Source organism: Bosea beijingensis (genome assembly GCF_030758975.1).
Classification (GTDB): Bacteria; Pseudomonadota; Alphaproteobacteria; order Rhizobiales; family Beijerinckiaceae; genus Allobosea; species Allobosea beijingensis.
This window is the reverse complement of the sequence record NZ_CP132359.1, coordinates 5,471,073-5,493,306: the sequence shown is the minus strand read 5'-3', so window position 1 is coordinate 5,493,306 and position 22,234 is coordinate 5,471,073. Positions and strand designations below refer to the sequence as shown.

Here is a 22,234-nt window from a genome sequence, read left to right as displayed (position 1 = left end):
TCACGCTTCCTCTTCCGGCGCGCCGGCATTGACCAGCACGACACCGAGGACCAGCAATCCGATCCCTCCCAGCTTCGGCCAGCTCAAGGTCTCGCCGAAAAACCGGTAGCTGATGGCCGTAACCGCGATCAGGCCAACGGTTTCCCAGGTGGCGTAGGCGATGGCGATGGGAAGGACCTTCACGGCGAGGGACAGGAAGAAGAAGCTCGCTGCCATCGAGACATAGACAAGAGCGATCGCATAAGGCCCGCTCCCCTCTGCCATCACCTTCATCATCGTGACGCCGATCAGCTCGGTGCCGACCGCTGCAAAAAGGAATAGCCACGGACGCCAGCCCATCGAATTGCCCTACGAAATTGCACGCGGGGCGCTTGAAGCACCAATTCAGTCGATTGAAAAAGATGGAATGCATCTTGAATATCGATAGGTTGGCCGCATGGAATGGTCCCTGGATCAACTGCGGCAATTCGTGACGGCGGCGGAATGCGGCTCGTTCAGCGCTGCCGCGCGCAAGCTCGGCCGGGCGCAATCGGCAGTCAGCACCGCGATCGCGCTGTTCGAGATCGACCTGGGCGTGGAGCTGTTCGATCGGTCCCGGCGCAATGCCCTGCTGACCGGTGCCGGCCGGCTGCTGCTGCTCGAAGCGAAGGAGGTCCTGCGCCAGGCCGAGGAGCTGGGCCAGCGCGCCCATTTCCTGGCCCATGGCGATGATGCGAAAGTCGCCCTGGCGCTGGACGAGGCCTTGCCTCGCCCTGCCGTGAACAGGCTGATCCTGGAGCTGTCGACACGCTACCCGATGATGGAGCTGACGCTGCTCAACGGCACGCCGGCAGAGGTCACGGATTACGTCGACCAGGAGCGCGCCGAGCTTGCCATCCATTTCGACCGAGGGCCGTTGCGCGCCGGGTTCGACGGGCGTCATATCGGCACCGTCGCGCAGGGCGTTTTTGTCGCTGCCGGGCACGCGCTGCTCGGTCGGCAACCGGTCGCGCGCCGGGACCTGGCGCGCTATCGCCAGCTCCTGATCCATGCCGACGACGTCGAGCCGGTCGCGTACAGCCCCAGGGTGTGGCGCTCGGACAGCTTCTACAATATCGCCGAGATGGTGGCGGACGATCTGGGCTGGGCAATCCTGCCGACCAATATCGCGGCGGCAGCGAATGGCTCCAGGCCGCTTCGTTCGGTGCATTGCCCTTTCCTGGCCCTGCCGCCGCTCTCGGTGCGGATGCTCTGGCGCCAGGGACGGCCACTGCGTCCCTCGGAGACATGGGTGGAACAGCGCTTCAGCGAATTGCTTCGCGATGATGCGGAACGGTCGACGTGATCTGCGCGCCCGGCCTTGTCCCAAGCGCGCCGCCGCTCTGGAGCGCCATTGCAGCTTCGGGGCAAGTCGATGTACAGAAAAGCGTAATAGTACAAAAAACTCTACCATCGCGACAGGACCCTCGATGAGCCTCGGCGAACTCGGCAGGAAGCGCAGCAGTCTCCACCTTTCCCTGGCAAGACGGATCGTCGCCCTTGCCGCTGAGCAGGGGTGGCCGGCCGGATACCATCTGCGAGAGACGGAGATCGCGCGCGCTTTCGAGGTGTCCCGCACTCCGGCGCGGGCTGCCCTTCGCCTGCTGGCCGAGCAGGGCGTCGTCGAGGCGCGCGCCAATCAGGGCTTCTTTCTGGTCAGCGAGAATGCCGAGCTCGCCGCGGCCGAGCAGTCTCTTCCGGCGGCGCGCGAGGAGAACGTCATCCACGCCATCCTGCGCGATCGTGAGGCAGGTCGTCTTCCCGAGCATCTCATCGAGACGGAGCTTCAGGAGGCGTACCGGATCGGCCCGAGCGCCCTCAGGAAGGTTCTGCTCCAGCTCGCGGAAGACGGCCTGATCAAGCGCCGCAAGGGGCATGGCTGGAGCTTCGTGCCCTCGCTTTCGTCGAATCAGGCGCGCGAGGAAAGCTACCGCTTTCGCATGATCATCGAGTGCATGGGCCTGCTGGAGCCCAGCTTTCGGGTCGATCAGGTCCAATTCGACCGCTGCCGCGCCGCCCACGAGGCCTTCATCGCGGATATCGCCCGCCCCCCGGCTGCCGAGCGCTTCTTCGAGATCAATGCCGGCTTCCATGCCATGCTCGCGGCCTGCTCGGGCAATCGCTTCCTGCAGCAGGCCATGGAGAACCAGAACGCCCTGCGGCGCCTGACCGAATATGCCGATTACGGCGCGCTCGACGCGGATGCCCTGCTGAAGTCCTGCCAGGAGCACCTGGCGATCCTCGACGCTCTGGAGCATGGCGACCCAAATTGGGCGGCCATCCTGATGCGTCAGCACCTGACCCGCCCGATGCGCCCGCGATAGCGGGCGCGCCATCCGCCGCTCTCGGCGCTGCACGGCCGGTGCCCAGGTCGACACGGCCTCTTGACATTGTACTTTTAATGAAAATGATACATCTCAAGATTGGTCAATCCTGAGGTCCACCGTGTCCGCCATTGTCGCCCGCCCCAATGATCTCGACGCGCATTGGATGCCCTTCACCGCGAACCGCCGCTTCAAGAGCGCGCCGCGGCTCTTCGTCGGGGCGGAAGGCAATTACTATCTCTCTTCGGACGGGCGCCGCATCCTCGACGGCATGGCCGGACTGTGGTGCGTCAATGCCGGCCATGGCCACCCGCGCATCCGCGAGGCGATCAAGGCCCAGGCCGACGGGCTCGACTATGTCTCCTGTTTCCAGATGGGACATCCTGAGGCCTTCACGCTGGCGAACCGCATGGTCGGCATGCTGCCCGATGGGCTCGACCACGTGCTGTTCTCGAATTCCGGGTCGGAAGCCGTCGACACCGCGCTGAAAGTCGCGCTCGCCTATCATCGCCAGCGCGGCGAGGGCGGCCGCTACCGCCTGATCGGCCGCGCGCGCGGCTATCACGGCATGGGCTTCGGCGGCCTGTCGGTCGCCGGCATCAGCCGCCACCGCCGCGATTTCGGCCCGCTGTTGCCCGGTACCGCACATTTGCCGCATACGCTCGACCTCGCGCGCAATGCCTTCTCGCGCGGCGAGCCGGAGCATGGCGTCGAACTCGCCGACGATCTGGAGCGGCTCGTCCAGATCCACGACGCCTCGACCATCGCCGCCGTGATCGTCGAACCCGTCGCTGGCTCGACCGGCGTGTTGCCGCCGCCGAAAGGCTATCTCAAGCGCCTGCGCGAAATCTGCGACAAGCACGGCATCCTCTTGATCTTCGACGAAGTGATCTCCGGCTTCGGGCGGCTCGGTGCCTCCTGCGCGGCCGAGGCCTTTGGCGTGACGCCGGACATGATCACCTGCGCCAAGGGCCTGACCAACGGCGCCGTTCCGATGGGCGCGACCGTCGTCGGCAAGCATATCTACGACGCCTTCATGACCGGGCCGGAAGCCGCGATCGAACTGTTCCACGGCTATACCTATTCCGGCCATCCGCTGGCCTGCGCCGCCGGGCTGGCCACGCTGCAGGTCTATGAAGAGGAAGGCCTCTTCGAGCGGACCCGGAAGATTGCCGAACATTGGGAGCAGGCGGCACATGCGCTGAAGGGCGCACCGCATGTCGTCGACATCCGCAATATCGGCCTCGTCGCCGCGATCGAGTTCGCGCCCCGGCCCGGCAGTCCCGGCCAGCGCAGCGCCGAATGTGCCGAGGCCTGCTATCAGGACGGCGTGCTCGTCCGGGCCGGCGCCGATCTCATCGTGCTCTCGCCGCCGCTGACCATCGAGCCCGACGAGATCGATCGGATCTTCGCCAGCATCCGCAAGGCGCTCGACGCCATCGCCTGAATCCCCGGGCCGGACGGCGGCAATGCCGTCGTCTCCCAGGCCGACTGACACGCGAAGGAAAGCCGGACATGCGCAAGGGCCACGGAAAGAATATCTCTTATTACCTGCTCGGCCGCACGGCGCTTGCCGCCTGCCAGGTCGACCAGCGTTTCTCCTATTGCTGCTATCTGCCCGAGAGCTACGAGGAGACCGGCACGCGGCGCTATCCGCTCGCGGTGCTCGTCCATGGCAGCGGTCGCAATGCCGATATCCTGCGCGATCAGTTCATCGATTTCGCCGAGGCCAACCAGTGCGCGCTCCTGGCCCCGCTGTTTCCCTGCGGAATCGAGGAACCCGGCGACACCCATAACTACAAGCGCATCCTCTATCGTGGCATCCGCTACGACCAGATCCTGCTGTCGATGATCGAGGAAGTGGCCGGCATCTACCGGCTCGAGACCGATAAACTCCTGATGCACGGCTTCTCGGGCGGCGGCCAGTTCGCGCACCGCTTCTTCTACCTCTATCCCGAGCGGCTTTCCGCCGTGTCGATCGGTGCGCCGGGCGTGGTGACCTTGCCGGACCCGGACAAGCCGTGGTGGCGCGGCACCAGCGGCATGAAGGAGATTTTCGGGCGCGAGCCCGATCTCGCCGCCATGCGCAAGGTCGCGGTGCAGATGGTCGTCGGCGGCGACGATATCGAGACCTGGGACGTGACGGTGGCGCCAGGCTCCCCCAACTGGGTAGAGGGGATCAACGAAACCGGGCAGACGCGCGTCGAGCGCCTGCGCTCGCTCGAAAAGGCGTTCCAGAATCTGGAGATACCGGTGCGCTTCGATGTCGTGCCCGGCGTCGAGCATACCGGACATCTGGTTCATCCGCCGGTGAAGGACTTCTTCACCGAAGCATTGCGCAACCAGTCGCCGACATAAGCGGCCTCCGCCATCGCCGCCCGACCACAGGCCGGGCGGTTGCCTGAACGACGACAAGCATGACGCCCGGATGGCTCGCTGCCGCCGCCGTGCGCGCTTGTCCAAAGCCGACCGCTGCAACCCGGAACGAAGCCTGACGCGATGACCCACACTCCCTTTCCTCTCGTCTCGATCTCCGGCACGCCGCGCGAGCGCGGACGCCAATATGGCGAGATCGCCCGCGATCGCGTCAGGCGCAGCATCGCGCTCTATGGCGGCCAGCTCGGCGAATTCGGCTGCTCGGCTGCGGAGCAGGCCGATCTCATCATGCCTTTCGCCAATGAGATCGAGGCCTTCGGCGCCCATTACATCGAGGAGATGCGCGGCATCGCGGAAGGAGCAGGCGTCTCGCTGCAGGACGTCGTTCTCGTCAATGCGCGTACTGAAGTGATCGCCCGGGCAAGACTGGACAAGAACCGCCCGCGCCGCGAGCTCGACGAGGCGGATGATGGCTGTACCGGCCTGATCGTCATGCCCGAGCGCAGTGCGACGGGCGAGCTCGTCCATGCCCAGAACTGGGATTGGCGCGCCGATTGTGCCGAGACCGGCATCGTGCTCCGCGTGCAGCAGCCGGACGGCCCGGATTTCCTAACCTTCGTCGAGGCCGGCGGTCTGGCGCGCTCGGGTCTCAACGCGGCGGGCATCGCCATCACCGCCAATTATCTCGACAGCGAGCGCGACTACCGCCAGTTCGGCGTGCCGCTCAGCCTGATCCGCCGGAAGGTGCTCGAACAGAACCATCTCGCTTTCGCGATCAAGGCCGTCGCGGCGACGCCGAAAACCTGCTCGAACAACATGATGCTATCGGTTGCCACCGGCTTCGCGATCAATTTCGAGTGCGCGCCGGACGAGGCCTTCTCGCTTTACCCCGCGGACGGTTTGATCGTTCACGCGAACCATTGGGTCAGCCCGATCGCGCTGGCAAAGCTTCGGGAAACCGGACTCGCGAATGTCCCGGAGAGCGTCTACCGCGACTGGCGCGTCAAGAGACTGCTCGACCAGACAGGCAGCAGCCTGACGGTGGCGGACGTCAAATCGGCTCTCTTCGACGATTTCGGCACGCCCTACAGTGTCTGCCGTCCACCTCGCCCCGGCCTGCGCGACGCCAACCTGTCCGCCACGGTCGCGATGGTGGTGATGCAGCCGGCTGCGGGGATCATGGAAGTGGCTCCCCTGCCGGCGCTCAATCGGGAGTTCACACGCTACAGCCTGGCATAAGAGCCGAAAGAGCTTTCGCCTGGACGAGAAACACATCCTGGGAGGGAAACTGATGAACAAGCGAACCACCGCTCTTCTGCTGGCGCTCGCCGCCGGCTTTGCTGCGTCCGAGGCTGCGGCCGATACGCTCCGCAGCCGGCTCAACACCGATATCCGCAGCATCAATCCCGGCGTGAACCGGGACGATTCGACGGATGGCGTCGTCCTGCACATGGTGGAGGGGCTGGTGGCCAACTCCGCGAACGGCACGCCGAAGCCGCTTCTGGCGGAGACGATCGACACCTCGCCGGACGGTCTGACCTACACATTCAAGCTGCGAAAGGGCGTCAAGTTTCACGACGGCTCGACGTTGACCGCCGAGGACGTGGTCTGGAACTGGCGCCGCTATATGGACCCGAAGACCGGCTGGCTCTGCACTGGCGAATATAACGGCGCCAACGGTCTTAAGGCCGAAATCGCGGCGCCCGACGCGGACACGGTGGTCTTCACCCTGAACCAGCCGAGCTCCGTATTCCTGGCGGGGATCGCGCGCAGCCAATGCGGCCAGACCGCCATCATCGCGCGCTCCTCGGTCAATCCTGACGGCTCGTTCAAGACACCAGTCGGCACAGGGCCGTTCAAGTTCGGCGAATGGCGCCGCGGCGAGTATATCCGGCTCGATCGCTTCGCCGATTACACGGATCGCGGCGGCCCGGCCGACGGCTATGTCGGCGGGAAGAAGCCTCTGGTCGATGCGGTTCAGTTCGTGGTCGTTCCAGACGATGCGACGGCAAAGGCCGCGCTGATGAGCGGCAAGATCGACATCCTCGCATCGGTCAGTGCTCCCGATGTGCCCGAGCTGAAGGCCAAGCCCGATCTCGTGGTGACCACGGCTCCGACGATGATGTTCAGCACGATCCTGCTGCAGACGCGCGATCCGCTCCTGTCCAACGTCAAGATGCGCCAGGCGATCGCCGCCGCTCTCGATTTCCGCCAGATCGCGCAATCCGTGACGGACGGGCTCGTTCCCGCGAACGCCTCCATCGTTGCGACCGCATCGCGCTACTATTCGAGCACCCAGCAACGCGGCTTTGCCTACGATCCGGCCAAGGCCGCCCGCCTGCTCAAGGAAGCCGGCTATGCCGGCCAGCGCATCGTGCTGATGGCGAACAAGAACGAGCGCGACACCTACGAGACGGCCGTGATCGCCCAGTCGATGCTGCAGGCCGCAGGCCTGAATGTGGACCTCGAGATCGTCNTGCTGATGGCGAACAAGAACGAGCGCGACACCTACGAGACGGCCGTGATCGCCCAGTCGATGCTGCAGGCCGCAGGCCTGAATGTGGACCTCGAGATCGTCGAATGGGCGACGCAGCTCGACCGCTACAGCAAGGGCAACTACCAGATGCAGTCCTTCTCCTATTCGGCGCGCTACGACCCCGCTTTGGCCTACTCGGCCGTGATCGGCTCGAAGGATGTGCGCCCCAACCGCATCTGGGACGATGCCCAAGCGGAAGACCTGCTGCGCAAGATCGTCGCCACGACCAAGGAAGACGAGCGGCAGGCGCTGTTCGACAAGCTCCACGGACTCTTCCTCGAACAGGCGCCCTTCCTGATGCTGTTCAACGGCGTCGAGGTCTCCGCAGCCTCGAAGCGCGTCAGGGGCTTCGCCGCCTCGACCATGCCGAAGCCACGCCTCTGGGAAGTCAGCGTCTCCAGGTGAGGCGACCGACTGATCCCGGCTCCGCCTCTCCGTTGAGGCGGAGCCGGGTTTTGTCCTGAGGCTTGGGAGGGCCTTTGATGTTTCGATTTGCGCTGATTCTCGCGGCCCCCATCGCTGCCGATACGGGATGGCCGTTGCCCTGGATCGTCGGCGCGCTTTCGGTCGGCCTGCTAACGGCGGGCGCCGTTGCGCCCTATGTCGGCCGCGCCATCGGCGAGACGGGCGGGCGACCGGTTCTGGCGGCGGCGGCAATCCTCCTGGCCGCCGGGCAATTCACCCTGGGCATCGCCCCGAATCTGCCGGTATTCGTGTTCGGCTGGATCGTTCTCGGGGCGGGGATGGCCGCAGGTCTGTACGATGCGGCGTTCTCGACGCTTGGGCGTCTTTACGGCGGCGCTGCGCGGTCGGCGATCACGATGCTGACCCTATGGGGCGGATTCGCCAGCACCGTGTGCTGGCCGTTGTCGGCCTACCTCGTTGCGCATCTCGGATGGCGAGGAACCTGCTTCGTCTATGCAGCCATCCAGCTTCTGATCTCGCTTCCGCTCATGTTGACGATCCTGCCGCGCGTCCCGCCGGAGCTGCCAACGCTGACGACGGGGACTTCCGGGGCGGCATCGAACCTGCTCCCGGCGGAGCGTCGCGCTTTCCAACTTCTCTCCGGCATCGTCGTCATCGGTGGTGCGATCGGCGCCATCGTCGGCGTTCACCTGCTGACGTTGCTCCAAGGACAAGGAAATGGTCTCGCGGCGGCCGTGGCTCTGGGCGCACTTGTCGGTCCCGCGCAGGTCGGCGGACGGGTGATCGAGATGGCTGGCGGAGGCCGGCATCATCCGCTCTGGACCATGCGTGCCGCGCTTGGGCTGATTGCCCTCGGATTGGGACTGATGGCACTCGATGTCGGCCCGATCGGGCTTGCGATCATCCTCTGCGGGGCAGGCAACGGCGTTTTCTCGATTGCTAAGGGTACGCTCCCGCTGGCCCAGTTCGGCCCTCAGCGCTACGCGGCGGCGATCGGAAGGCTGGCGCGGCCGAGCCTCATCGCACAAGCGATCGCACCGACCGCAGGCGCCTTGCTGCTCGATCGCATAGGCTCGGGACCGATGTTCGGCGCGCTACTGTCCCTCGCGCTACTCAATGTCGAGCTCGTTGCCGGGCTCTGGCTCGACCGACGCAACTGGCCTCATGCGACCGGCCCATGACAACCTCCGTAAGCGCTCAGGCGGGTGGCGATGGCTGGCCGCAGTCGAAGGAAAGGGGCTGGATTATAATTTAGAGAGATTCTAAAGAGCTGGCGTTAAACTCGGTGCTAGCACAATGCCATCTCTTTTCCCGATATTCCGCTCCAGCCGCCGCCGGTTCGACGATCTGGACCCGCAGGAAATCCTGGCGCTCGCCATTCTGTCGGAAGAGGAGGATGGGCGGATCTATGCGGCCTACGCGGCGAACCTGCGCGAGGCCTATCCAACTTCGGCGGCGATGTTCGACACGATGGCTGCCGAGGAAGACGAGCATCGCCGCACCCTGCTTGATCTCTATGTGAGCAAGTTCGGACCAACGCTTGTTCCGATCAGGCGCGAGCATGTCGAAGGCTTCTATGCGCGGCGGCCTCTCTGGCTAGCGAAGACCTTGCCGCTGGAGCGCGCGCGCGCCGAGGCGGCGGACATGGAACGACAGGCCGAGACGTTCTATCGGCTCGCCGCCTCGCGCAGCACGGACGCAGCGACGCGCAAGCTTCTCGGAGACCTCGCGGTTGCCGAGGCGGCGCATGAGCGCCGCGCGGTTGCGCTTGAAGATGGATTGTCAACCGGCGACGAGGGCCGGCAGGAAGAAGAGACCGCGAAGCGCCAGTTCGTCCTGACCTGGGTCCAGCCGGGGCTGGCAGGCTTGATGGACGGCTCGGTTTCGACGCTGGCGCCCATTTTCGCGACGGCTTTCGCGACGCAGAACTCCTGGACGACGTTTCTGATCGGGCTGTCGGCGTCGATCGGCGCAGGCATATCGATGGGCTTCACCGAAGCGGCCCATGACGACGGCAAGCTGTCGGGACGCNCGACGGCTTTCGCGACGCAGAACTCCTGGACGACGTTTCTGATCGGGCTGTCGGCGTCGATCGGCGCAGGCATATCGATGGGCTTCACCGAAGCGGCCCATGACGACGGCAAGCTGTCGGGACGCGGGGCCCCGTGGAAACGAGGGCTAGCCTCAGGCGTCATGACGGCGCTCGGCGGGCTAGGGCACGCGCTGCCCTATCTCATCCCGCATTTCTGGACAGCGACGACCATCGCCCTCTGCGTCGTTTTCGTCGAACTCTGGGCGATCGTCTGGATCCAGAACCGCTACATGGAGACGCCCATCGGACGCGCCATGTTCCAGATCATTCTCGGCGGCCTTCTCGTCCTGGCCACGGGCATCCTGATCGGTGGCGCTTGAACTGCAGAAGGATAGAACGATGGCTTCCGTCCAAAACCCGGTCCGCTACGACAACATCAGCATCTGCTTTCACTGGTTGACCGCGGTCCTCATAACGCTGCTGTGGCTCATGGCTCAGAGTGAAGCGGTCCTGCCCAGGGAGTGGCGGCACGCTATGTGGTCCGTCCATATCGCGCTCGGAGGCCTGCTCATCGTCGTCTATGCTAGTCGGCTCCTTTGGCGCCTGACGAAAGGGTCCAGACCCGCATCGGTGAATTCCGGCATCTTGCGAGCTATAGAGCATGCCGTTCACGCCCTTCTTTATGCGCTTGTTGCGACGACCCTCATCCTGGGGCTTGCAAATGTCTGTGCGCGTGGCTGGGACCTGTTTGGCCTTGTCCAGATCCCCGCATTAGCCGCAGACGACCGCGCTTTGCGCCGCTCGATCAATGGCTGGCACGAGCTCGCGGCTAACTGCCTCGTGGCCTTGGCCCTCGCTCATGCCGGTGCGGCGCTGTTCCACCATTTTATATTCAAAGATGGAGCTCTGTCTCGCATGTCTCCATGGCGGTAACAATGGGTCGTCCCGGTATCATTCGGATCGCGACTGAGTCTTGATGACGACATACGCCAACTCCAGACATTAGGCGGTTGGCAGGAACTGCCTGGCAGCTATCGATGGCGGCACGATCAGGCCCAAACTTTCCTTCAGCGTTCTTTTCGAACGGCCTGTAGAGGGCGCACAATGTCATCATCAACCTGCTCGACGATGTCGGCTTTCAGCGGGAATATCTACTTGCAGCACTAGGCGCAGCCCCTCCAATATGGTCGTGTCGAAAGGGGAAATTGGAACCTTGGATTAGAGCGTGCCGTAGGGTCGGAATCCGTGGCTACATTTCGCCAATCACCGCCGGTAGGTTCTTCATGATCACAAAGGCCGCGACCGTCAGGATGAGCGCGGCGAAGACCCGGTTCAGCGTGGCCTTGCCCGCGGAGAGACGCGTCGCATGCAGCATGCCGAGAATGCCGCCCAGAACGCCGCCCGAGATGAACTGCGCTGCGACGACCCAGTCGACCCGGCCGCTGCGGGCGTAGTTCAGGGCCGTCGCCAACCCGAAAGTGCGACCGCGAGCAGCGACCAGCCGATGGCGAAGATCAGCGCCGGCACGATGAGGAATCCGCCACCGATGCCGAAGAAGCCGGAGGCCCCGCCCTTCGCCAGTGCCGTAGCGGCCGTGAGCGCACACATGCGCCGATCGACCGACCGCTCGCCGCCGCGGCCGATACCGCGCGGCCGCAGCATAATCAGCCCGACACGACCATCCGTGCGCCGAAGAGCAGCAGAAGGCGCGCTCCGTCGATGACGAGGCCAAGGCTGGAACCAAGAAGGGCGCCGAACGAACCGATAGCCGCGAAGACGGCCGCGCAGAGCCAGCGCAAATGACCCTTCCGGGCATGGGCGAGCAAGTTGGCATAGGCATTGATCGAAACCGCCAGCGCACCGGTGCCGATCGCGGCATGCGGGCTGGCGACGCCGAGCCGCCGCCGCCGACCAGGCCGAGGCTAAAGCCGACGAGGCCGCCGGAAGCGAGCGCGGGAACCAGGGTCGAGGTCATCGCGGCAGCATTCCCGAGATCACACGGTCATGCAGCATCATCCCTGCTGCCATCGCCGCGACGAACAGGAAGACCGGGACGAGCCCCATCAAGAGGCCTGAGACCGCGGGGCCCGGGCAGAAGCCGGCGAGCCCCCATCCGGCTCCGAATAACGCCGAGCCGGCCAGCAGCCGCCCATCGATCTCCGCCTTCTCCGGCAGGTGAAAGCTGTCGTCGAGCAAGGGGCGCCGCAGACGGCGTTGCAGCATGACGCCTGGCACCGCCACGAGCACCGCACCGCCGAGCACGAAGGACAGGCTCGGGTCCCAGTGCCCGCTGGCGAGGTTGAGGAAGCCGATCACGCGCGCCGGATCGAGCATTCCGGAGAGCGACAGGCCGAAGCCGAAGAGAGCGCCGGCCAAGAGCGCCACGACGATATGTAGGGATGCGAGACGGTTCACCGCAGGAACTCCATCAGCGTCGCCACCGCGACCCCTGCGAGGAGGAAAGTCACGGTCGCAGCGAAGGAACGTTTCGAAAAGCGGGCGAGGCCGAGGATGCCGTGGCCCGAAGTACAGCCCGAGCTCATGCGCGTGCCGATGCCGACGGCGAGCCCGGCCACGACGACCAGTGTGCCGGAGGTGGCGATGGTCACGGCCGGGAAGCTCCCGAAGGCCAGCATGTAGAGCGGCGGGCCGCTTAGGAGCCCGATGACGAAAGCCGCATTCAGCGGGATCTGCACACCGCCGAGTAAGCGGCCAACGATGCCGCTGATGCCGGCGATCCGCCCGTCGAGCAGCAGCAGCGCGACGGCCGAGAGGCCGAGCAACATGCCGCCGATCAGGGAAGGCCAATAGGCACTCATGGGTGCTGCTCCGGTTCGCAGAAGATGGCGTAAAGGGCTTCGATCAGACGCGCGGCCTTCTCTTCGCTCAGGCGGTAGAAGATCTGCTTGGCGTCGCGGCGCGTGGTGACGACGCCTGCATCTCGCAGAGCGCCGAGCTGTTGCGACAGCGTCGGCTGACGGATGCCCAGGCGCTCCTCAAGTTCGCCGACGGCGTATTCGCCCTCGGCAAGGGCGCAGGCAAGCCTCAGACGGGCCGGGTGCGACAACGTCTTGAGCAGGGCGGCGACCTCGCCAGCACGCGCCTCCATCTCGGCCGGAGGCATGGCGTGGACCGTCTTGGCGTGCGTCGTCTTGGCGTCCATCACCACGCAGCCCCCGCGAGCGCATCGAGCGGGAATTTGAGATAGCGCCTGCCGTTGGCTTCAGGCTCCGGCAGCCGACCTCCGCGGATGTTCACCTGGAGCGCATGCAGCATCAGCTTCGGCATCGGCAGAGTGCGGTCGCGCGCCTCCCGCAGTGCGACGAAACGCTCCTCCGTCATGCCGGCGATATGCGGGTTTGCGCGCTTCTGCTCTCCCACCGTGCTCTCCCATTTGGCGGCGCGGCCGCCGGGCTCGTAGTCGTGCCCTGTGAACAGGCGCGTATCGTCCGGCAGGGTCAGGATCGCCTGGATCGATGCCCAAAGAGCCTTTGCGCTGCCGCCCGGGAAATCCGCTCGCGCCGTGCCGGAATCCGGCATGAAGATCGTGTCGTGCACGAAGGCCGCATCGCCGATGACGTAAGTCACGGAGGCAAGGGTGTGGCCGGGCGAGGATATTGCGCGCCCGGTAAGCTCACCCACCTTGAAGCTGTCGCCCTCGGCGAAGAGCCGGTCCCATTGCGAGCCGTCGGTCGCCAGCTCCGGCCAATTGTAGAGGCCCTGCCAGAGCTTCTGGACATCCGTGACGCGCGCGCCGATGGCCGTCTGGGCGCCTGTCTTCTGCTTGAGATAGTGAGCGGCCGAGAAGTGATCGGCGTGGGGATGGGTGTCGAGGATCCACTCGACTGTGAACCCCTCGCGCGCCACATAGGCGAGAATCTCGTCGGCCTGATGCGTGGCGGTCGCTCCGGACTTCTCATCGAACTCATAGACCGGATCGATGATCGCGCATCGCATCGTCTTCGGATCGGCGACGACATACTGGACGCTGCCGGTCCGCGGCTCGTGGAAGCCCTTTACCAGCGGCGCCCGGGCCGCATTGCGGGCGAGCCACTGCACCGCGCCTGAGAGATCGAAGCCGTGGGCGCGGCCGAAGGCCTCGACGTCGCCGGGCTTCATCCGCCCCGCCAGCACCTCGCCGAGCACGTGAAGAGTCAGGGACCGCGTGCCGCTGCGGCAATGGGCGTAGACCGGCCCTTTCGCCCCGGAGACCGCCTCCTGAAATGAGCGGATATCGGCTTCGGTGATCGTCGCCCCCGTCACGGGGATGAAGTGATAGGCAAGGCCCGGCCGCTCCAGGACTGCCTTCTCGGCAGCGTTGCCGGGTTGCCCGGGCTCTTCACCGTCGGGGCGGTTGTTGATGATTGTGGCGAAGCCAGCGGCCGCCAGCGCGGCAAGCGCCTCCTGGTGCGGCTGGCTGGCAACCGTCAGCCGGTCGTCGATCTTCACGCTGGCCATCGCAGGCATCCTCTCAGAACCATACATTATATATATTCATATAATGTATAGCGATCGGATGCAATCGCGTTTTGCAGTTGGCCAAAGGCTCCGGCTCGGCTGGTCATCCCGAAGGTGCCGCTGCCTGTATGCGGCAGGCTCGCAATGCCCCCGCGCGAAATGGCAAGAGGCCGGCTTCGGCGTCCGGGCTCCGGTTCGGCTGGCCAGCTTGATTTCGGCATTCGCCCGCGCCGGGGGCGATAAACTGTCCCGTCGGTTGCGCAACGGGAGTCACCTCATATATTAGAATTATTCTAAAAAATGCCATGCACGACGCCGACTGGCACTGATCGCGCACTGGAGGGGTAGTTGCAGCGTTTCCTATCGAATCTGTCGGTTGCGTTGACCGCGGCAACGGTGACTGGCCTTGCCTTGGCGGTCGCAGGCAAATGGCTTCTCGCTGACCAGATCGGCTCGCTGGCCTTCCTTGCCGGCACAACCCTCGCCTACCTGGCCGGGGGCATGCCGGCCGGCTGGCGCGCCCTGGGCGAACTGTGGCGCGACAACATCCTCGACATCGACCTTCTGATGATCGTCGCAGCCCTCGCGGCGGCAGCCGTCGGCGCCTCGCTTGAAGGCGCGGTCCTGCTGACGCTGTTCAGCCTGTCGACGACGCTCGAAGAGAGAGCGATGGGTCGTGCCCGGCGCGCCATCGAGGCTTTGATGGCCCTGCGGCCGGAAACGGCGTTCCGCAAGACAGCCGATGGCGAGGTCGAGGAAGTGCCCGCGGCCGATCTTCATGTCGACGACATCGTGATCCTTCGCCCCGGGTCACGGGTTCCTGCGGACGGCGTGGTCCTCTCCGGCAGGGGCTCGCTCGACGAATCCACGATCACCGGCGAGTCGATGCCGGTCGGCAAGGAGCCGGGCCAGTCGCTTTTCGAGGCGACGGTCAATCTCGACGGCGTTCTGGAGGTGCGTGTCACGAAAACGCTTGAGCAGAGCACGGTCGCCCGGATGATCGCGCTCGTCACGGACGCGCAGGCGGCGAAGGCACCCTCGGAACGATTCAGCGCATGGTTCGGACAACGATACACGGTCGCGGTGCTCGTCGGATCCGTCGCGGCGCTCGGCGTCTTTCTCTGGCTCGGAAACAGCTGGGAGATTGCTTTGTATCGTGCTGCGACCATGCTCGTGGCAGCCAGTCCTTGCGCGATCGTCATCTCCGTGCCGGCCGCCATCCTTTCGGCTCTCTCGGCGGCGGCCCGCGGCGGCGTCCTCTTCAAGGGCGGCGCGGCGATCGAGACCTTGGCCGGCGTCAAGACATTCGCATTCGACAAGACCGGAACGTTGACGGCTGGGAGAGCCACCGTCACCGATGTCGTCACCCTCGACGGCAACGAGAGCGATTTCCTGTCGACGCTGGCCAGCCTCGAAGCCCAATCCGAACATCACATCGCGAATGCCCTGCGGCGCGAAGTCATGCAGCGTGGATTGCCCATCCGCGAGGTGCGGAATGTCAAAGCGCTTCCCAGCTTGGGAATCGCGGGGGAAGACGATGCCGGTCCGCTCTGGGCGGGGAACCGCCGCATGACCGAAGCCATGGGCGCATCCGTCGACCACGAGGCCCTGAAGGCAATTCAAAGCGCGGCGGAGACCGTGGTCTATCTCGGCCGTGGCAACCGCGTCCTCGGCGCTGTCAGCGTCGCGGACATGCCGCGGGAAACCTCCGCCGCTGCGCTCGAGGCGTTGCGGCGGAGCGGCGTCGAAACGATCCTCATGATGACGGGTGACAGGCGCCCGGTGGCGTTGCGGATCGGCGCGGAATTGGGTCTCCGCGATGAAGAAATCCACTCAGAGATGCTGCCTGAGGACAAGGTCAGACTGGTCGCCGAAGCAGCGAAGCGAGACAAGATCGCGTTCGTCGGCGACGGCGTGAACGATGCCGCGGCCTTGGCGCGTGCCGATGTCGGCATCGCCATGGGGGCGGCCGGGTCCGAGGTGGCGCTCCAGGCGGCCGACGTAGCGCTGCTTTCGGAGGATATGGGGCGGCTTGCGGCGGCGCACAGGCTCTCGCGGCGCACCGCTTGGATCATCCGCCAGAACCTAACGTTCGCGATCGGGGCCATGCTGATTCTCGTGACCAGCGCTGTCTTTTTTGATCTTCCCCTCCCGCTCGCAGTCTTCGGCCATGAGGGTGGGACGGTTCTTGTCGTCCTCAATGGCTTGCGGCTTCTGGGCGACCCTATTCGCGACGTGTCGCGGTCAGGCTCGCATCCGATCGGCGGCTAACCGGACCCGGCGGCACCCGGTATTCGTACCACTACGATAACGAATGGATATCGAGAGTCGGCGGCCGCGACCGTGTTCGATCAGCATGATCTGCTTGAGCAGCGACTGATGGCGATTTGGTGGCTCTCGCTGTTCAGCTTTCAAATCGGGCAAAAGCCAACGTGGGCTGCACACTCTTGCCGAATTAAACGGGCCTGAAGCTGACCTTGCCAACGGCCGGAATGGGCCCGCCCATGCTGCGCGCCATTTGCCAAAGTGAATCGTCCGGAAGCAGACATCCTAGATGTCCGGAAAGGGCCACAGTTGCGCGTTGGGCATATCGAGTGGTCGGAGAGATTCAGGAAGAACGGGAGGGTAGGAACCCGCTACCGGGAACCCCCGCGAAGCTGAGCCGACAGAGCCGTTCCGGGTCATGAGAGCCCGGATGGATATTGGAATGACGAGGAACAACGAGCGCGATGGCACCGCGCAGGATGATGCGCGCCCGGATGAGGAGCACCTGTCGCGCTATCGGCGCAGCTACCGGATGACGACGGACCGGCCGGAGCGGTTCTACTGGCTCTGGCAGGAGGCGATGGCGCATGCTCTGCTGCTGGAGCAGCAGCCGGAGCGCAGCTATCCGCAGCACGGCGACCTGACAGGTCTGCAATTGGCGGAAGGGGCAAGGGCGACCGCGCGGTTCTTCGCCTTCATGCTGGCGGAGGCGCCGGCGCGGGAGACCGAGCACTTCGAGGCCAAGATCATGGTCTACGAGGCGATGGTCTTCGACGAGGATGAGTTCCGCCGCTCGCACACGCCCTGGATGGTCGAGGCCGCGATGCAGCAGGATGCGCACGAACTCGGTATCAACCTGACCAAGGTGCCGATGACGCCCGGTACCCAGAGCCGGCACTGAGGACCTGAACCCATGTCCTTCGTGATCTACGATCTCGAGACGACCGGTCTTGAACCGCAATGGAACGTGCCGCTCCAGGTTGCCTTCCTCCACACCGATGAAAACCTCTCCTGTTTGGGAGAACTCTCTCTGCGCTGCCGCTTGCCGGCTCATATCGTGCCGTCACCCGGCGCGCTGATGACCACCGGCATCCGCCCCCAGCAGCTCGAGCAGGCGCCGCTCTCCCCGACCGAGATGCTCTGCGTCATCGCCAAGGCCCTGGAGTCCTGGGCGCCGGCGACCCTCATCGGCTACAACACGATCAGGTATGACGAGGAAATCCTCCGGCACGCCTTCTTCACCCATCTGCTGCCGCCTTACGGCACACAGCTGAACGGCCACCGCCGCGCCGATCTCCTCACCATGGTCAGGGCGGTGGCGATGCTCGAGCCGAAAGCGATCTGCGTACCGCTGAACACCATGGGCAAGCCGAGCTTCAAACTCGGTGAGGTCTGCCGGGCCAACGTCATCGCCCTGTCCGAGGACGCAGCCCATGATGCCCTCGCCGACGCGAAAGCGACGCTCACCCTGTTCCGGCATCTGCGCGAGGTCGCTCCTACGACGATCACGGCCATGCAGAGCCTCGCCGACAAGGGGGTCGCGAACCGCAGGCTCGCCGGCGGCGAGGTGCTCGTTCTCGGCGTCTCATCGCGATTGGCGCCGGTCGTCGGCGTTACGCCGAACCCGACCGTCGCAACGTCCTGGGCGGCGGCCGACCTCACCATCGATCCGGGGAGCTATCTCGATCTCCCAGCGGACGAGATCGGCAAGCTCGTCTCGGGCCCAGGCCCTCGTCCGATCCGAATGGTCAAGACCAATGCCCAACCGATCCTGCTGGCATACGAGCAAGGCTGTTACGCCCTGCCGCCCCAGCATCGCGATAGCCCGCTCTACCACGAGCGCGCGGCCCGTATCCGGGATCACGCCGGATTCCGGGCGAACCTCGCGGCCGCCTTGGCGAACCGCTTCGCCGATCGCGCGCCGTCGCCGCACCATGAGGCGACGCTCTATTCCGGCGGGTTCATCTCGAACGACGATGCCCGTGCCTGTGCCCGCTGGCATGGCTCGTCCTGGACGGACCGCCCCGCGATCGCGGCCGGGTTCAGCGACGAACGGCTCAAGGCCTTTGCCAACCGGCTGACCCTCCTGGAGGCGCCGCAATCGCTCTCGCCGGCAGCGTGGCGGAAAGGCCAGTCCTGGCTGCGCGATCGGCTGACGACCGAGGCCGATGTCCCCTGGCTGACGCTGCCGAAGGCGCTCGGCGAGGTAGCCGCCTTGCGTCAGATGCTTCCACCCGAAGACATCGGCGGCCACGCGCATCTCGATGGGATCGCGCGCTGGCTGTCCGCGCGCAGTGAGTTCTTCAGGCTCGCAGCCTGAGGCGACGAGACAGCGGCGATAACGACGAAGGCGCCGGAGACGGCGCCTTCGTCGTTTCAGGGACTTGCCGTTGTTGCCGCCGTTTCCGTTGCCGTTCCCGTTGTTTCCGTTCCCGTTGCCGCTATTGCCGCCGTTTCCGTTGCCGTTATTGCCGTTGCCCTGGGCCGTCAGCGTTCCACGGTTGCCGGGGTTGGCAGCAAAGCCGCCATTCCCCCGACCAGCGCCGTCGAAGTTGACAGCCGCGCTCGCGCCCGAAGCGACTTCCGCAGCGCCCGATGGCGAGCCGTTGTTTACCACGGCGTTCTTGCTGGATGGGGTGCCGGGGTTGAGTTCGCCGGTGCTCCAGACCGTCGGCTGGCGCCCGCTCTGGCCCGGAATAGCGGTCTCGCTGCGCGCGATGCCGCGGGTGACCTTGGAAATGTCGAGCTTCACGTCGCCGATCGGTGCCGAAATCCGGATCGCGCCCTTTGGTCCACCGACCACGCCCGGCGCGATGATACGTTGCGTCACGCTAACCTTGCTTGGGGACGTTCCTGGCGTCGCTGAGCGCAGGGCCTCGTCGGAACGCGGCAGCTTGACCGCACCGGGAAGTGCGCCGAGACCGCGGGTCGGAACGGCCAGCGGTGCCACGCGTGGCGACTGAACCGGGCCGGACTGGACCGGCGCGAGCGTTCCGGTGCCGGACAGGTTGAGCCCGACATTCGAGCCGAAGGAAGCGCGCGCGCTCTGCCCAGGTGAAACCAGCGCGAACTGACCCGAGCGGAAATCCGAGACCTGCACCTGGCCACGGACGACATCGACCTTTGCCCTGCCGCCCTGCAGCGAGACACGGAACTGCGTGCCCTTCACCACGGCTGCGAGATAGGGAGTTTCGACTTCGAAATGCGGCACGTTACGCTTTTCGACATCGAGCAGGATCGCGCCCGCCTGCTGGATGATCGTAGTTTGGCCAGTTCGACCAGCCTCGGGCAGGCTGATCGAGGAGTTGGCGGAGACGAGAATGCTCTCGGTGCCGCGCACCAGAAGCACGCGGCCGTTGCGACCCGTGCGAACGGTCTGACCAGGGCGAAGGATCGGGTTATCGGACATTGACGCAGGCTGGACGCCGCTGCCGCCGATCCAGGCTTCGCCCGAAACCTTGACAACGCGCCAGGTGGCGTCCTGGGCCAAGCTCATCGAGCTTGTCGCAAAGGCGATGAGCAGAGCGGCAGTGCGCGCCACCTGGTGGAGCTTGAAAGAGAACATTGGTCGACGCCTTGCCCGATCGCCTGCCGAATTCCGGTGGCGTGGCAAACTAAAACAGACCTGTGAACAGAGGCTTAGGAGATATCTCTAGAGGCCTTCCAATAAAGCAAAGTTCGTTAACCATGCGTGTTTAACTCTCGTTCAGCATAATTCCGCCTGAGCGAAGAGGACGACCGTGGAGCGCCATAACCGACACGCATCATCGTGGCGCAATGGCATGGCAGTTTCATGCGTCGCCATCGCTCTGGCAGCCTCAGCCCTGCCTGTCCGGTCTGAGGAAATCTCGCTGCGCCCCGCTGTCGGTCGAGAAAGCCCTGCGCCCTCGCAGAACGACCGGAAGGCACTGGATGAACGACAGGGTGGGCCGTCGCTCCCACCCAGTGACAAGCCTGCCGCGTCATCGGCATCTGCCAGCACTCAGCCCCTTTTCGCGCTCAAGCGCGTCGAGATTACCGGAGCGACCGCTCTGCCGGCCGAACGGCTTGAGGACACCTATCGCCGCCATGTCGGCCAAAAGGTTTCGCTCGCGGATCTGCAAACGGTCACGGAGGCATTGAGCCAGGCTTATCGGGAGAAGGGGTTTCACCTCACTCGCGCGATCATCCCGCCCCAGGAATTGGCGGCCGGTGTCCTGCGCATCTCCGTCATCGAGGGTGTGATCGCTGACATCGTCGTGAGAGGCGATCCCTATGGCACCTTCGGCGTCGCATCGGTGCTGTCGCCGATCACGCAGGAGACCCCATCACGTCGCCCGACGCTGGAAAGGCAGCTCCTGCTCGTCAACGACCGGCCCGGCATCCAGGTCAGCGACACGACGCTGGACGAGATTACCCCATCGAGCGGGCGCTTCCGGCTGACCGTCACGGTGCAAACCTGGCGGGGCTATACCGCCGCGGGCACCGACAATCTGGGATCGGCAGCGATAGGTCCGTGGCAGGCCTCGTTCAATGTCGCGCTGAATTCGCTCATCCTGACCGGCGACACACTCGCCATTTCCGGATCCACTGTGCCCAATGCGACCCGTGAGATGCGGTTCGGGCGCGTCAGCTACGACGCTCCAATCGGCTTCGACAGCTTTCGCCTGGGCATGTCCGCGTCAACCAGCCATGTCTGGCCGGGCGATCAGCGACGTTGGAACCGCACAGCTTCGCAGGCAGACACTTATGAGGTCCGGGCCGCCTATGCGCCCCTGCTGACCCAGAACCATTCGCTCTGGCTGACCGGCGCGCTCAGCTTCGTCGATGCCACCGAACAGAATGGCTTCGGGCTCGTCTACAAGGACCGGATCAGGCTCGCCAGCATCAGCGCCGACTACAAGGCCCACGTCACCGATGGCAGCTGGAGCTATCTCAGCGCCACCTACAAGCAGGCGCTCGGCTACGATGGGTCGTCGACAGACAACGACGACTGGATTTCCCGTCGCGGAGCCTCCGGGCATTTTTCCGTGTTGAGCGGCGCCTTCACCCACTATCAGAACCTGGTGGACCGCTGGTCGCTCAAGCTGGCCGCAGCCGGTCAGGTCGCTTCCGGACCCCTGCTCATCTCGCAGCAATACTATCTCGGCGGCAACTGGTTCGGACGCGGTCTGCCGGGCGGCTGGATTTCCGGAGACAACGCGATCGCGGGGTCCGCCGAGGTGCGGTTCGACGGTGTGCTGAACAGCAGCTTCGCCAAAGGCTATCAACTTTATGCCTTTGTCGAGGGTGGTGCGACGGAGACAAAGCTCCAGCCGCGCGAACTTATTCAGAGCATCGCTTCGGTCGGAGCGGGCGTGCGCGTGTTCGTCAACGACGAATTGCAACTTGGTGTCGGCGTCTCGAAGCCGATCGTCTATCGCTCGCCGACCGATCACGATCGGGGGGTGACGTTCCTGTTCTCCCTTTCACATGCTCTTCGGCTGTGCCCGACGAGCGAAGGGATACGCTGCAAGAGCTAGGCTCGGCCGTATCGCCATGTGCCACAGGCGCGCGTTGGGCATATGACGAGGAAGACGAGCGCGATGGCACCCCGCAGAATGACGCACGCCCGGATGAGGTGCCCCTGTCGCGCTATCAGCGCAGCTACCGGATAGCGACGGACGGCCGGAGCGGTTTTCCGAGCGGCGCGGTCTCAGGTCTGCGGCTGGGCCAGGGAGACGGGCGAGGGAGCTGATCCTGTAGGACGCCCTCTCTAATCGGCCGGGTAAGACGCTGAACGATATTGCGGCACGTGCGACGTGGTGGCATTCCCAGTGC

The 22,234-nt window shown here is 65.0% G+C and carries 17 protein-coding genes and 4 pseudogenes; 14 read left to right on the top strand and 7 right to left on the bottom strand.

Annotated elements, in window-relative coordinates; all coding sequences use genetic code 11:
- Positions 1-339, bottom strand: coding sequence for a DMT family transporter (locus Q9235_RS26340; protein ID WP_306224674.1), 339 nt, complete (start codon positions 337-339; stop codon positions 1-3).
- A gap of 97 nt (positions 340-436) precedes the next feature.
- Here Q9235_RS26340 and Q9235_RS26335 point away from each other — a divergent pair, with 97 nt between their 5' ends.
- The 10 genes and pseudogenes from Q9235_RS26335 to Q9235_RS26290 all read left to right on the top strand — a co-directional run bounded on the left by Q9235_RS26335 (position 437) and on the right by Q9235_RS26290 (position 10,645).
- A complete protein-coding gene (locus tag Q9235_RS26335) occupies positions 437-1,324 on the top strand; it encodes a LysR family transcriptional regulator (protein WP_306224673.1) in 888 nt (295 codons plus the stop codon).
- Positions 1,302-2,342, top strand: a complete 1,041-nt coding sequence (locus Q9235_RS26330) for a GntR family transcriptional regulator (protein WP_306224672.1) — start codon at positions 1,302-1,304, stop codon at positions 2,340-2,342. Before Q9235_RS26335 ends, Q9235_RS26330 begins: the two co-directional genes overlap by 23 nt.
- Positions 2,343-2,508: 166 nt before the next feature.
- Entirely contained in the window at positions 2,509-3,789 is a 1,281-nt protein-coding gene (gene aptA / locus Q9235_RS26325) for an omega-aminotransferase AptA (RefSeq protein WP_306228457.1), read from the top strand.
- A 68-nt stretch (positions 3,790-3,857) separates the two neighbouring features.
- On the top strand, positions 3,858-4,700 hold the full coding sequence (locus tag Q9235_RS26320) for an alpha/beta hydrolase (protein ID WP_306224671.1): 843 nt from the start codon (positions 3,858-3,860) through the stop codon (positions 4,698-4,700).
- Between the two features lie 141 nt (positions 4,701-4,841).
- A complete protein-coding gene (locus tag Q9235_RS26315) occupies positions 4,842-5,957 on the top strand; it encodes a C45 family autoproteolytic acyltransferase/hydolase (protein WP_306224670.1) in 1,116 nt (371 codons plus the stop codon).
- 52 nt (positions 5,958-6,009) lie between these two features.
- Positions 6,010-7,659 (top strand): ABC transporter substrate-binding protein, encoded by a 1,650-nt coding sequence (locus tag Q9235_RS26310; protein WP_306224669.1) that lies wholly within the window; start codon positions 6,010-6,012, stop codon positions 7,657-7,659.
- A gap of 134 nt (positions 7,660-7,793) precedes the next feature.
- Positions 7,794-8,861: an MFS transporter gene (locus Q9235_RS26305; protein WP_306224668.1), complete on the top strand. Its 1,068-nt coding sequence runs from the start codon at positions 7,794-7,796 to the stop codon at positions 8,859-8,861.
- 115 nt (positions 8,862-8,976) lie between these two features.
- A pseudogene (locus Q9235_RS26300) lies at positions 8,977-9,699 on the top strand (ferritin family protein); the annotation flags it as partial.
- An 18-nt stretch (positions 9,700-9,717) separates the two neighbouring features.
- A pseudogene (locus Q9235_RS26295) lies at positions 9,718-10,092 on the top strand (VIT1/CCC1 transporter family protein); the annotation flags it as partial.
- Between the two features lie 19 nt (positions 10,093-10,111).
- The gene (locus Q9235_RS26290; RefSeq protein ID WP_306224667.1) at positions 10,112-10,645 is read left to right on the top strand and encodes a cytochrome b; all 534 of its coding nucleotides are present in this window, start codon (positions 10,112-10,114) and stop codon (positions 10,643-10,645) included.
- 316 nt (positions 10,646-10,961) lie between these two features.
- On the opposite strand, the pseudogene Q9235_RS26285 reads toward Q9235_RS26290, so the two are convergent.
- From Q9235_RS26285 to blh, 5 genes and pseudogenes are all read right to left on the bottom strand, one after another.
- Positions 10,962-11,687, bottom strand: a pseudogene (locus tag Q9235_RS26285) (sulfite exporter TauE/SafE family protein).
- Positions 11,684-12,127, bottom strand: a complete 444-nt coding sequence (locus Q9235_RS26280) for a YeeE/YedE family protein (protein WP_306224666.1) — start codon at positions 12,125-12,127, stop codon at positions 11,684-11,686. The pseudogene Q9235_RS26285 and the gene Q9235_RS26280 overlap by 4 nt, the downstream one beginning before the upstream one ends.
- Positions 12,124-12,531 (bottom strand): YeeE/YedE family protein, encoded by a 408-nt coding sequence (locus tag Q9235_RS26275; protein ID WP_306224665.1) that lies wholly within the window; start codon positions 12,529-12,531, stop codon positions 12,124-12,126. The genes Q9235_RS26280 and Q9235_RS26275 overlap by 4 nt, the downstream gene beginning before the upstream one ends.
- Positions 12,528-12,875: a sulfite-sensing transcriptional repressor BigR gene (gene bigR / locus Q9235_RS26270; RefSeq protein WP_306224664.1), complete on the bottom strand. Its 348-nt coding sequence runs from the start codon at positions 12,873-12,875 to the stop codon at positions 12,528-12,530. The genes Q9235_RS26275 and bigR overlap by 4 nt, the downstream gene beginning before the upstream one ends.
- Positions 12,875-14,170, bottom strand: coding sequence for a bifunctional sulfur transferase/dioxygenase Blh (blh, locus tag Q9235_RS26265; protein ID WP_306224663.1), 1,296 nt, complete (start codon positions 14,168-14,170; stop codon positions 12,875-12,877). Before blh ends, bigR begins: the two co-directional genes overlap by 1 nt.
- A 348-nt stretch (positions 14,171-14,518) precedes the next feature.
- On the opposite strand from blh, the gene Q9235_RS26260 reads away from it, so the two are divergent.
- From Q9235_RS26260 to Q9235_RS26250, 3 genes are all read left to right on the top strand, one after another.
- A complete protein-coding gene (locus Q9235_RS26260; RefSeq protein WP_306224662.1) occupies positions 14,519-16,441 on the top strand; it encodes a heavy metal translocating P-type ATPase in 1,923 nt (640 codons plus the stop codon).
- 436 nt (positions 16,442-16,877) lie between these two features.
- The gene (locus Q9235_RS26255; RefSeq protein WP_306224661.1) at positions 16,878-17,336 is read left to right on the top strand and encodes a hypothetical protein; all 459 of its coding nucleotides are present in this window, start codon (positions 16,878-16,880) and stop codon (positions 17,334-17,336) included.
- Positions 17,337-17,348: 12 nt separating this feature from the next.
- Positions 17,349-18,755 carry an exonuclease domain-containing protein gene (locus Q9235_RS26250; protein ID WP_306224660.1) on the top strand — a complete coding sequence of 469 codons (1,407 nt, stop codon included), beginning with the start codon at positions 17,349-17,351 and terminating at the stop codon, positions 18,753-18,755.
- An 834-nt stretch (positions 18,756-19,589) separates the two neighbouring features.
- On the opposite strand, the pseudogene Q9235_RS26245 reads toward Q9235_RS26250, so the two are convergent.
- A pseudogene (locus Q9235_RS26245) lies at positions 19,590-19,844 on the bottom strand (FecR domain-containing protein); the annotation flags it as partial.
- A gap of 331 nt (positions 19,845-20,175) precedes the next feature.
- On the opposite strand from Q9235_RS26245, the gene Q9235_RS26240 reads away from it, so the two are divergent.
- Positions 20,176-21,936: a ShlB/FhaC/HecB family hemolysin secretion/activation protein gene (locus Q9235_RS26240; RefSeq protein WP_306224659.1), complete on the top strand. Its 1,761-nt coding sequence runs from the start codon at positions 20,176-20,178 to the stop codon at positions 21,934-21,936.
- The last annotated feature ends 298 nt before the right edge of the window (positions 21,937-22,234 follow it).

What these genes read in the sequence shown, in the direction of transcription:
- Q9235_RS26340 (WP_306224674.1), bottom strand. Translation starts at nt 339, where the DNA reads ATGGGCTGGCGTCCGTGGCTATTCCTTTTTGCAGCGGTCGGCACCGAG.
- Q9235_RS26335 (WP_306224673.1), top strand. Translation starts at nt 437, where the DNA reads ATGGAATGGTCCCTGGATCAACTGCGGCAATTCGTGACGGCGGCGGAA.
- Q9235_RS26330 (WP_306224672.1), top strand. Translation starts at nt 1,302, where the DNA reads ATGATGCGGAACGGTCGACGTGATCTGCGCGCCCGGCCTTGTCCCAAG.
- aptA (WP_306228457.1), top strand. Translation starts at nt 2,509, where the DNA reads ATGCCCTTCACCGCGAACCGCCGCTTCAAGAGCGCGCCGCGGCTCTTC.
- Q9235_RS26320 (WP_306224671.1), top strand. Translation starts at nt 3,858, where the DNA reads ATGCGCAAGGGCCACGGAAAGAATATCTCTTATTACCTGCTCGGCCGC.
- Q9235_RS26315 (WP_306224670.1), top strand. Translation starts at nt 4,842, where the DNA reads ATGACCCACACTCCCTTTCCTCTCGTCTCGATCTCCGGCACGCCGCGC.
- Q9235_RS26290 (WP_306224667.1), top strand. Translation starts at nt 10,112, where the DNA reads ATGGCTTCCGTCCAAAACCCGGTCCGCTACGACAACATCAGCATCTGC.
- Q9235_RS26275 (WP_306224665.1), bottom strand. Translation starts at nt 12,531, where the DNA reads ATGAGTGCCTATTGGCCTTCCCTGATCGGCGGCATGTTGCTCGGCCTC.
- bigR (WP_306224664.1), bottom strand. Translation starts at nt 12,875, where the DNA reads ATGGACGCCAAGACGACGCACGCCAAGACGGTCCACGCCATGCCTCCG.
- blh (WP_306224663.1), bottom strand. Translation starts at nt 14,170, where the DNA reads ATGGCCAGCGTGAAGATCGACGACCGGCTGACGGTTGCCAGCCAGCCG.
- Q9235_RS26255 (WP_306224661.1), top strand. Translation starts at nt 16,878, where the DNA reads ATGACGAGGAACAACGAGCGCGATGGCACCGCGCAGGATGATGCGCGC.
- Q9235_RS26250 (WP_306224660.1), top strand. Translation starts at nt 17,349, where the DNA reads ATGTCCTTCGTGATCTACGATCTCGAGACGACCGGTCTTGAACCGCAA.